We start from the raw sequence: 9,683 nt of genomic DNA on the forward strand, positions 1-9,683 counted from the left end.
CTCGAGATGAAGTATCTCATAGAGTTAATCTAGTAAGACTCCTTGAAGAAGACAAGGTAGATAGGTTGGGAGTGGAAGTGCCGTAAGGCATGCAGCGGACCAATACTAATAAGTCGAGGGCTTAACTTTAATCTAAAATGTTCGAATTTCTTCTGTATAGTTTTGAGTGGACATAGTTCATTCAAAAGAATATCTGGTGACGCTAGCTATGTGGTTCCACCTGTTCCCATACCGAACACAGTAGTTAAGCACATATACGCCGAAAGTACTTGTCTGGAGACGGACTGGGAGGATAGGGAGTTGCCAGTTAAGACGAGACGTCCTGTGTGGGCGTCTTTTTATTTTTGTTTTTTTTCATAGATTGATGCAGGGTTTTTGGTGTCTATGTGGAATATGAATAGAGCAGAGACTATTACAGAATGTAATTTGGCTTTTGTGGCCAGTGTGTTAAGATGGGGAGGAATATAAATGGCAGAGGATACTAAGAACAGAGAAGACATAAATGCAAAATTGACGTCTTCTATCGAAGAAATCGCTTCGTCGACGCAAACGGTTTATGAAGCTGTTGAGCAGGTGGCTAAGAGTGCAAGCGCGCTTGCTAAAGCAGGTCAGGAGTCGGTCGAGCAGGCAAAATTCCTGCAGGAAAAAAATGCTGATACGATTAAAGTAATTGATTTTATCACGAATATTGCTGGTCAGACGAATTTGTTGGGCCTTAACGCGGCAATTGAGGCAGCCCGTGCTGGTGAGCAGGGACGTGGCTTTGCTGTCGTTGCTGAGGAAGTCAGAAAGCTGGCTGAGCAGTCCCGTGAGGCTACGGAAAAGATTCAGTCCACGTTGAACGAGATGAATAAAGCTGTTGAGGGGATTTCGAAATCCATTGAGACGACCGGTTCCATTAGTGAGGAGCAGGCTGCATCTACGGAAGAGATTACGGCTAATCTTTCTCGCGTAACGAAGGCTGCAGAAGATCTGAAAAAGTATGTCGAAAGCCTCAACTGATTGATAGAGTTCTAGACGCTTCCCAGGAAGCGTCTTTTTTTTTAAAAAGTGTTGACAAGCAGGGGCTTTATCCGTATAATTATGTCTTGTGAGTGACGTATCAGTTGATTCAGTTTAAACGAAGCAATGAATATTCTGCTCACCTGGTTCACTAGCTCAGTTGGTAGAGCACCTGACTTTTAATCAGGGTGTCCCGGGTTCGAATCCCGGGTGAGCCACCATTTATTTTTCTTTAATTTTATATAGATGGCCCGGTAGTTTAGTTGGTTAGAATGCCGCCCTGTCACGGCGGAGGTCAGGGGTTCAAGTCCCCTTCGGGTCGCCACTATTGCCTTTGTAGCTCAGTTGGTAGAGCAGGGGACTGAAAATCCCCGTGTCAGTGGTTCGATTCCGCTCGAAGGCACCACTTCAAATATACAGCCTTTGGTACTGATGTACCAAGGCTTTTTTTGTATCTGTGTATTATATTATAAGGAGCGGTAGTATGGAGGGATTATTGGCATCATTTTTCGTGGTGCTCATAGCGGAAATGGGCGATAAAACGCAATTCCTAGTCATGGCATTTGCGGCCAAATATGACTGGAAGCGAGTCTTTTGCGGAATGCTGCTGGGGATTTTGGTCGTCCATTCGGTGGCGGTGGCTGTCGGAGCATTGGCCGGTGAGTGGATTCCAGCTGATTTGATGGCAATTATTGCCTCGGTGATTTTTATTATCTTTGGCATTTGGACGCTGCGTGGTGATGAGGAAGAAGAGGAGGCGCATGATTCGAGCTTTGGACCTGTTTTGACCGTGGCGAGTACGTTTGCAATTGGAGAAATGGGGGATAAGACGCAGTTTGCAGCTATGACTATGGCGGCTCAGTATGATGGTGCCTGGTTAGGGGTGCTGATCGGTGCTGTCCTTGGCATGATTGTGGCTGACAGCTTGGGGATTATCGCAGGCTCTTGGCTTCACTGCCGCTTGCCGGCAAAGAAGATGCGCTGGTTTTCGGCGGGTATTTTTCTTCTGTTTGGTGTTGCTGGCCTTTGGACATCCTTTTGGGGATAAGACGACAGTCCTTGATTTTTTTTAGTGCTAGGGTATAATAACCTTATCATGGAAATGGATGATTTTAGGAAAGGATGATTCTGTTAATATGGAACAGTTTTCGACGATGTTCTTGGACTTTATTGCTGCCTGGGGATATGTGGCAGTAGCTGTGCTGATGGCTGCTGAGAATGCCTGCATTCCCATTCCGAGTGAGTTGATTCTGGGGTTTGCTGGTTATCTTATCTTTTCGGATCAGATGACGTTTATGGGGGCGCTTACTGCTGGTATGATCGGTGGTATGGCCGGTTCGATTTTTGCGTATGTGGTAGGCCATAAAGGCGGCCGGAGTTTTGTCGACAAGTATGGTCATTATTTCTTCATTAAGAAGAGCCATGTGGATATTGCGCAGAATTGGTTCGATAAATACGGCCTCAAGGCCGTATTCTTCAGCCGCATGCTGCCAGTTGTCCGCACGTTTATTTCCCTGCCGGCTGGCTTTGCACATGTAGATATGAAAAAATTCCTGACGCTGACGTTTGCTGGTTCCCTTCCTTGGACAGCACTGATTCTGCTCGCGGGAATGATGTTGGGCAAGAGCTGGCAGATTATGCTGAAAATCGGCCATGAGGCTAGCCTGGCTTTTGTAGCGATTTGCGCAGTAGTAATTGTCGTAATGTATATCCGCTATCGTAGGAAAAAAAACGTCCGTGAAGATTTGGACAATGTGTAAGTGGAATCGATAAATTATCCTTGCTTTACGCGTAACATCGTGGTATAATTTTCTAGTCGTGAGACAAATAATGTTTTGAGTTGAAATAATATTTCAACCTCTGCTCCTGTGCGAGCAGGAGCCAAAGACCAAAGAGGGAGGTGATTTCGTGAGAAAGTACGAAGTCATATTTATCGTTAAGCCGATGGAAGAGGAAGCTACGAACGCTGTCATCGACAAGTTCACCAAGATCATTACGGAGAATGGTGGTACGATCGATAAAGAAGATCGTTGGGGTAAGAAACGTCTTGCCTATGAGATCAAAGACTGCACGGAGGGCTTCTATGAGCTGCTCTACGTTACGGCTGAGCCGGCATGCGTTGCTGAGTGTGAGCGCGTAATGAAGATCACGGACGATGTCCTGAAGCACATGATCGTAAAATCTGAAGAAAACTAATATTCCATATGCCAGGGAGGTTTTGCCATGAATAAGGTTATTTTGGCCGGTCGGCTTACGCGTGACCCCGAGGTCCGTTATACGCAGAGCGGTAAAGCCGTTGCCTCGTTCACCGTTGCGGTGGATCGTCGTTTCGGCCGCAAAAATGCGGAGAATAACCAGCCGACGGCGGATTTTATTCCAGTAGTCGTCTGGGAGAAGCTCGCTGAGATTTGCGGGAATAACTTAATCAAGGGAAGCCAGGTGCTGGTTGAAGGTCGCTTGCAGGTCCGCACGTATGACGCGCAGGACGGTTCGAAGCGCTATGTGACCGAGGTTGTCGCCAATGAAGTTGAGTTCATGGGTTCGCGCCCACAGCGTGAAGGCGGCTTCCAGCAGGGTGGATTTGCCCAGGGGGCTTCGGCTCCAGCAGCACCGGTGGATAATTCTTTCGGCCCAGCCATCCCTGACGAGGACATCCCATTTTGATAGGAGGGAATTACTTTGATGAGACGTGACAGAGGCAGAAGACCTCGTAGAAAAGTCTGCTCTTTCTGCGTAGACAAGGTCGAGCATATCGACTATAAAGACGTTGCAAAACTTCGCCGCTTCATTACGGAGCGTGGCAAGATTTTACCGCGTCGTATCTCCGGCAACTGCGCTAAACATCAGCGTCAGGTTACCGTTGCAATCAAACGTGCACGCAACATTGCGCTGCTGCCGTTCACTGCAGAGTAAGAGAGTTTCAAGGTGTTGTACTAAGGTACAGCACCTTTTTTCTATTAAAGGTGTAGGAGAAGAAAAGAATTATGCAGAGTCAAATTGAGACGGCTATGCGGATTTTTACGGACCCGCGTCATTTCAAGCTGCGACTTTTCCTCGAGGGCAATGTCATTGGTATCTTTACTGGATTGGTCATTGCACTGTTCCGTTATCTTTTGGAGTTATCGGAGCGGTATACGCCGCTTCTTTATGATTGGCTGCGGGACAATCCGAGTTGGATTCTTGGTTGGGGCGCTGTTTTAGTGGCTGTTGGCTGGGTCCTCTATCGGATTGTCAAATGGGATGGCATGACATCCGGGTCAGGGATTCCTCAGATCAAGGGAATCCTCGTAGGGAAAATGGACATGAATTGGGTGCGGGTACTGGTGCTGAAATTTACTGGTGCTGTACTCGGAATCGGTGCTGGCCTTTCGCTGGGGCGTGAGGGGCCCAGCGTTCAGTTGGGCGCTTGTGTCGGGCAGGGGATTGGCCGCATGACCCATCGGTCCTTTGCGGAAAATCATTACATGCTGACGGCGGGAGCTGGTGCTGGTTTAGCGGCAGCCTTCAATGCACCGTTGGCTGGCGTGATGTTTTGTCTGGAAGAACTTACGAAGAATTTTTCGCCTTTTGTGCTCATGGGAGCTATTGCGGCGGCGGTAACTTCCACAACAGTTACCCAGTACTTTTTTGGCATGGAGCCTGTTTTTCATATGGGCGATATTCCCGTGGTTTCTACAGGCAGCATGTACATGCTGCTTATCCTGTTGGGGGCGTTTGTCGGCGTACTTGGTCTGGCGTTTAACCGCATGTTGACGCAGGCGTTGGATGGCTTTGCCATGGTGCCTATGCCGGCATGGTCGAAGCCTATGGTGCCCTTGCTCATAGCTGGAGTTTTGGGCTTTTGGCTGCCAGAGGTTTTAGGCGGTGGCAGCCGCTTGGTGGATTCCCTGGTGGTTACGGATTATTCCCTTTATTGGCTGCTGATTTTACTCGTGGGAAAATTTTTCTTTACGATGCTTTGCTTTGGCTCAGGAGTTCCTGGCGGAATTTTTTTGCCGATGCTGGTGTTGGGAAGCGTTGGTGGTGCAATCTTTGCCAAGCTGGCTGTTTTCCTCGGAATCATGGAGCCTGTGTGGACGGTCAATTGTATTATTTTCGGCATGGCCGCCTACTTTGCTTCGGTGGTTAAATCGCCGGTGACAGGGGCCGTGTTGATCATGGAGATGACGGGATCTTTTGATCATATGCTGGCGCTGATTCTCGTTTCCATGACGGCCTATCTGGTGGCTGATCTAACCAATGGGGAGCCGGTTTATGATATGCTGCTGAATCGCAGTCTGGCATTGCAGGCAAAGCTTGCCAGTGCGGTCAAACATCGCCGCATCATGAGTGAGGTCATCATCGGAATGGGGAGCCAGCTCGACGGCACATGCATACGCGAAGTCAATTGGCCTTCGGGGTGCCTTATCGTAAACGTCAGCCGTGCTGGTGAGGATTTGGCGCCAAATGGGGGGCTTCGCTTGAAGGAAGGCGATTATCTGTATATTTTAAGCGACGATGTTCATAAGAGCAGTTTAGAGCTGCTGGCCGCGGAAAAATCTACTTGATAATTTTAAATAGATTTAGTACAATAGTCGTACAACAATAACAAACAATAAACACAGTTTCTAGAAAGATTATAGGAGTGATTGTCCGATGTTTTTGGAAGAACGCCAAGAGATTATTCTCAATATGCTTGCACGTGACGGCAAGGTTCGTGTCCGCGAACTCAGCGAGAAGTTCAAGGTAACGGAAGACTGTATCCGTAAGGATTTGGGTGCCCTCGAGAAAAAGGGAAAACTCAAACGCACGTATGGTGGTGCTGTCCGCATTCGTGAAAACAGCCATATGGTTGAAGTCAGCAAACATCGCAACACGGATGTAGAAGCAAAACAGCGCATTGCTCAGGCCGCGGTAAAACTCATCCATGAGAAGGATATGGTATTCCTCGACATCTCGACCAGCAACTTGGCAATTGCGGAACTGCTGGTAAAAATGGACCAGGATATCACGGTCGTTACGAACATGATTGATATTCTGGTAGTTCTCGCGCGCAACCCGAAAATCCGCGTGGTGTTTGCCGGCGGTAAGATCAACAAGAGCCGCGATGGTTTCTGGGGTGGCATGACCCTTGACTTCATCTCGCACCTCAAACCGGATATCGCTTTCGTTGGTGCCGTAGGTGTTGATGTCAAGGAGAACAGCGTCTCCACGTATGATATCGACGATGGTATCAACAAGGCATCCATTATTCGCCACAGCAAGAAGGCTTATGTTGTGGCTGAAGCACGCAAGCTTAGCACGGATGGCAACTACAACTACACGTCTCTGGACACGCTTTCCGGCCTGATTACGGATACGCTGCCGGCTCGTGATATTCAGGATGCAGCCGATTCCTACGGGGTTGAGATTATCCTGCCATGAAATTCTCATTCCCCGCACGATTGAGCTGGGAAAATTTTCATAAGGTAATGTTGAAAGGACTGAAGGTATATGTTTTTTACCTGGCAGTCCTTTCCCTTTTCCGGCTCTTTTTTATTGGTATCCTGCAAAGTTATATGGAACCTGCCAGCGGCACCGAAGATATACTGCTGGCACTATGGCGCGGCAGCCGACTGTCGATGCAGACCGCTGGTTGTCTGGCATTGATAAGTTTTGTACCGGCGCTCTTGCTGCATTATCTGATGCCAAAGCTTGAGTGGATCAGTTGGCGCGCACTGAATGGGTTGCTGCTAATGGTGCTCAGTATTCTCTATGTCGCCAGTTTCCCTTTTTATCGTCAGTTCCGTATGAATTTCAATCAGATGATTTTTAACGGGGCAAATGACGATATTTATGCGTTGTTCATTACCATGATTCAGCAGTATTGGCTGCCGGTTCGTTTGGCAGGTGCCCTGCTGCTGGCCTATGTCCTATGGCGATTGCTCATGGCTTGGCTCAAATGGACGCCGGTAGAAAATTTCCTGCGGGCGGTGCGTTGGCCGTTGGCTGTGCGTCTGCTGGGACGGTTGGCTTTCTTAGCAGGAGTGTATGTATCGGTCCTGCTGGGGATCTTTGGTGGCAGTCTTGGCTGGCAGACCGCTGTCGATTGGGAAAATGCCGGTGTGACGAAGGATGAATTCCTCAACGAGGCTATTTTGGACAATCCCCAGGCGATTTATCGCGCCTGGAACCTCAATCACCGCATGCTGGCCTGCAATGGGCTGGACTTTACGGTGGAAGATATTCGCAATTTGGCAGCGTCGCTTTCGGGGCGGCAGCCGGATAGCGATGATTTGGATGTTTACTTGCAGAAAACAGCTGGTGGGGCGCAGATGGAGCAGCCTTCCCATGTCTTTGTGATTCTGTCGGAGAGCTTTGCCAACTGGCCGCTGCTCGACAAATACAAAAACATCCCGATTTCCCAGGGGATGCGTGCTCTGCTGGCAGAGGAGGATACGGACTATTGCCCCACCTTCCTGCCCAATGGTGCCAGTACCGTGTCGGCGGTTACCGGAGTGGTTACGGGCTTTGCCGATGCGAACCTGTACCTGACGACGATGCCGGAATCCTTTAAGGAGCCCTATGTGACCGCCAGCGCGCCGCAGATGGAGAAGCTTGGCTATGCAACAAATTTCTGGTACGCAGGGCCTGCTACATGGGAACGCATCGGTGCATTTACCAAGGCACAGGGCTTTGATCATTTCTACAGCCGTGGTGATTTTGGCGATGTTCCGGGAAGTGTCTGGGGCTGTGAGGACGAATACCTCTATGAACATGTGTTAAGTGGCCTGAGTGATGAGTCGAGCTTCAATGTGATTCTCAATGCGTCAAATCATTCGCCTTATGATGTCGATGTTGAGGCGAAGGGTTTTGATAAAGAGGCAGTGCGGGCGACGCTTCCCCCGGAGGCGCAAAATGATGAGGAGCTGTTACGGGAGCTGGGCCATTACTGGTATGCCGACCGCGAATTGGCCAAATTTGTCAAAGCCGTTAAGGAAAAATATCCAGACAGCCTTATCGTTATCGTAGGAGATCATGGCGATCGGTATAACATTGATAAGACGCCATCGACGTATGAGCGCTATGGCATTCCGTTCATTCTTACGGGTAAGGGTGTCCATAAGGGGACTTTGCTGGCGGATTCTGCAGGAAGTCAGATTGATATCATGCCGACGATCTTCGAGCTCATAGCCCCTAAGGGCTTTTCCTATATGTCGGTAGGGGCCAGTCTTACGACGGTGAACCGCCGTGGGGTCAATTACGGCTTTTGGATTACCCGGCATGCCGTCGGCAAGGCCGACACGGTTCCGCTGGTACCTGAGCCGTTAAATGGCGGCGAGACGCCTGTTATCGACGATCAGGCTATGCAAGATTACATTAATGCCGTGCGCAGCATTTCCTGGTGGCGTCCGAAATACGGGCCAATTCTTGATGCATCAAAGTTGGAAGGACGGGAGTGAGCCGATGATTTCTTTGCACAGGTGTAATTTGTGTCCGCGACAGTGTGGGGTAGATCGTTCGGTGACGGTTGGTTTTTGTGGTGCCGGAGTTAAGGCGCGCGTTGCCTTAGTATCCCTGCATCCATGGGAGGAACCCTGCTTGGTGGGAGCCAAGGGCGCGGGTACTGTGTTTTTCTCCTATTGCAATCTTCGGTGCTGTTTTTGCCAGAACCATGCAATCAGTCATGGCGGAAAAGGCGAGGAAGTGTCGGATGAGCGTTTGGCGGAAATCTTTTTGGAACAGCAGGCACGTGGTGCGGCTACTCTTGATCTCGTTACACCTACGCATTATGTGCCGCAGATTATTCATGCGTTGGAGTTGGCACGGGAACAAGGCTTTTCCCTTCCCGTGGTCTATAATTCCGGAGCTTATGATTCGGTGGAGACGATTGAGGCGTTGCGCGGTTATGTGGATATTTTCCTGCCGGATTTGAAATATGTAGAAACGGAATCGGCGGCGGAATATTCGTTGGCACCGGATTATTTTACCAAGGCTGCTGCAGCGATACATAAGATGGTGGATATAGTGGGTCCCATTAAGTTCGATGAAAGTGGGCGTATGATTCGTGGGGTGTTAGTTCGTCATTTGGTTTTGCCGGGACATCGCCATGAGAGCATGAAAGCGTTGGATTGGTTATGGCAGGAATTTTGCAACGACATCCAGATCAGTTTGATGAATCAGTATACGCCCATGTATCGGGCCGCTGAACATAAGGGCATGAACCGGAAGCTTACGACCTTTGAGTATGAGTCGGTGGTGGACCATGCGGTGGAGCTGGGCATTACCAATTGTTATGTTCAGCAGGGACAGACTGCGTCAGAAAAATTCGTGCCTAAGTTTAACGGTGCGGGTGTGAAACGAATATAGATACAGAAAAGCCATGCTGAAATAATTAGCATGGCTTTTTCTAAATTACAGTTTATCGGTTAGTGGAACCTTATTCGAAGCAGCTCTTCGCCACCGCTAGGGGCAGTGCCAACACTACGCGGGAGATGTTTTTCTAAACGAAATTTTTATCTTTAATTAAGCATCGAAAAAGTTGCAAAACGCGCTTCGCTTGAACGGTAGCAATTTTTCGACGAACGGTGAGGATAAAAATTTCGTTCTTCACGAAAAACATCAAACGCTTCGTTTATGGCACTGTCCCTAGCGGTGGCTGAGTTTGTGGCAAGTTTCGCAGGGCTACCCCCTCCGAGGGCGCAGCAATTCGTACCGGCTCT

11 protein-coding genes, 3 tRNA genes and 2 rRNA genes are annotated in these 9,683 nt (G+C 49.1%); 15 read left to right on the forward strand and 1 reads right to left on the reverse strand.

What is annotated here, in order from left to right:
- The 15 genes from T504_RS0111540 to T504_RS0111610 form a co-directional block, all read left to right on the forward strand.
- Positions 1–129: ribosomal RNA gene (locus T504_RS0111540) — 23S ribosomal RNA — on the forward strand; the annotation flags it as partial.
- A gap of 63 nt (positions 130–192) precedes the next feature.
- A 5S ribosomal RNA gene (gene rrf / locus T504_RS0111545) occupies positions 193–309 on the forward strand.
- Positions 310–468: 159 nt separating this feature from the next.
- On the forward strand, positions 469–1,002 hold the full coding sequence (locus T504_RS0111550) for a methyl-accepting chemotaxis protein (protein ID WP_033171236.1): 534 nt from the start codon (positions 469–471) through the stop codon (positions 1,000–1,002).
- Positions 1,003–1,147: 145 nt separating this feature from the next.
- Positions 1,148–1,223: transfer RNA gene (locus T504_RS0111555), tRNA-Lys, on the forward strand.
- Positions 1,224–1,250: 27 nt separating this feature from the next.
- A tRNA-Asp gene (locus T504_RS0111560) sits at positions 1,251–1,327 on the forward strand.
- A gap of 5 nt (positions 1,328–1,332) precedes the next feature.
- Positions 1,333–1,408: transfer RNA gene (locus T504_RS0111565), tRNA-Phe, on the forward strand.
- Between the two features lie 78 nt (positions 1,409–1,486).
- On the forward strand, positions 1,487–2,050 hold the full coding sequence (locus T504_RS0111570) for a TMEM165/GDT1 family protein (protein WP_033171237.1): 564 nt from the start codon (positions 1,487–1,489) through the stop codon (positions 2,048–2,050).
- Between the two features lie 88 nt (positions 2,051–2,138).
- Positions 2,139–2,762, forward strand: a complete 624-nt coding sequence (locus T504_RS0111575) for a DedA family protein (protein WP_033171238.1) — start codon at positions 2,139–2,141, stop codon at positions 2,760–2,762.
- 148 nt (positions 2,763–2,910) lie between these two features.
- On the forward strand, positions 2,911–3,198 hold the full coding sequence (rpsF, locus tag T504_RS0111580) for a 30S ribosomal protein S6 (RefSeq protein ID WP_033171239.1): 288 nt from the start codon (positions 2,911–2,913) through the stop codon (positions 3,196–3,198).
- Positions 3,199–3,225: 27 nt separating this feature from the next.
- Positions 3,226–3,666, forward strand: coding sequence for a single-stranded DNA-binding protein (locus tag T504_RS0111585; protein WP_033171240.1), 441 nt, complete (start codon positions 3,226–3,228; stop codon positions 3,664–3,666).
- Positions 3,667–3,684: 18 nt separating this feature from the next.
- The gene (gene rpsR / locus T504_RS0111590) at positions 3,685–3,915 is read left to right on the forward strand and encodes a 30S ribosomal protein S18 (protein WP_014425267.1); all 231 of its coding nucleotides are present in this window, start codon (positions 3,685–3,687) and stop codon (positions 3,913–3,915) included.
- 71 nt (positions 3,916–3,986) lie between these two features.
- Entirely contained in the window at positions 3,987–5,549 is a 1,563-nt protein-coding gene (locus T504_RS0111595; protein WP_033171241.1) for a ClC family H(+)/Cl(-) exchange transporter, read from the forward strand.
- 88 nt (positions 5,550–5,637) lie between these two features.
- Positions 5,638–6,405 (forward strand): DeoR/GlpR family DNA-binding transcription regulator, encoded by a 768-nt coding sequence (locus T504_RS0111600; RefSeq protein ID WP_033171242.1) that lies wholly within the window; start codon positions 5,638–5,640, stop codon positions 6,403–6,405.
- Positions 6,406–6,452: 47 nt separating this feature from the next.
- Positions 6,453–8,423 carry an LTA synthase family protein gene (locus T504_RS0111605; RefSeq protein WP_231473913.1) on the forward strand — a complete coding sequence of 657 codons (1,971 nt, stop codon included), beginning with the start codon at positions 6,453–6,455 and terminating at the stop codon, positions 8,421–8,423.
- 4 nt (positions 8,424–8,427) lie between these two features.
- Positions 8,428–9,330, forward strand: a complete 903-nt coding sequence (locus tag T504_RS0111610) for a radical SAM protein (RefSeq protein ID WP_156033541.1) — start codon at positions 8,428–8,430, stop codon at positions 9,328–9,330.
- A 152-nt stretch (positions 9,331–9,482) separates the two neighbouring features.
- On the opposite strand, the gene T504_RS14975 is transcribed toward T504_RS0111610, so the two are convergent.
- Positions 9,483–9,683: hypothetical protein (locus T504_RS14975; protein ID WP_231473914.1), on the reverse strand; the 201-nt coding region annotated here is incomplete at its 5' end.

The organism is Selenomonas sp. ND2010, from assembly GCF_000702005.1.
GTDB lineage: Bacteria > Bacillota > Negativicutes > Selenomonadales > Selenomonadaceae > Selenomonas_A.

What these genes read in the sequence shown, in the direction of transcription:
- T504_RS0111610 (WP_156033541.1), top strand. Translation starts at nt 8,428, where the DNA reads ATGATTTCTTTGCACAGGTGTAATTTGTGTCCGCGACAGTGTGGGGTA.
- T504_RS0111570 (WP_033171237.1), top strand. Translation starts at nt 1,487, where the DNA reads ATGGAGGGATTATTGGCATCATTTTTCGTGGTGCTCATAGCGGAAATG.
- rpsR (WP_014425267.1), top strand. Translation starts at nt 3,685, where the DNA reads ATGAGACGTGACAGAGGCAGAAGACCTCGTAGAAAAGTCTGCTCTTTC.
- T504_RS0111605 (WP_231473913.1), top strand. Translation starts at nt 6,453, where the DNA reads ATGTTGAAAGGACTGAAGGTATATGTTTTTTACCTGGCAGTCCTTTCC.
- T504_RS0111585 (WP_033171240.1), top strand. Translation starts at nt 3,226, where the DNA reads ATGAATAAGGTTATTTTGGCCGGTCGGCTTACGCGTGACCCCGAGGTC.
- T504_RS0111550 (WP_033171236.1), top strand. Translation starts at nt 469, where the DNA reads ATGGCAGAGGATACTAAGAACAGAGAAGACATAAATGCAAAATTGACG.
- T504_RS0111575 (WP_033171238.1), top strand. Translation starts at nt 2,139, where the DNA reads ATGGAACAGTTTTCGACGATGTTCTTGGACTTTATTGCTGCCTGGGGA.
- T504_RS0111595 (WP_033171241.1), top strand. Translation starts at nt 3,987, where the DNA reads ATGCAGAGTCAAATTGAGACGGCTATGCGGATTTTTACGGACCCGCGT.
- T504_RS0111600 (WP_033171242.1), top strand. Translation starts at nt 5,638, where the DNA reads ATGTTTTTGGAAGAACGCCAAGAGATTATTCTCAATATGCTTGCACGT.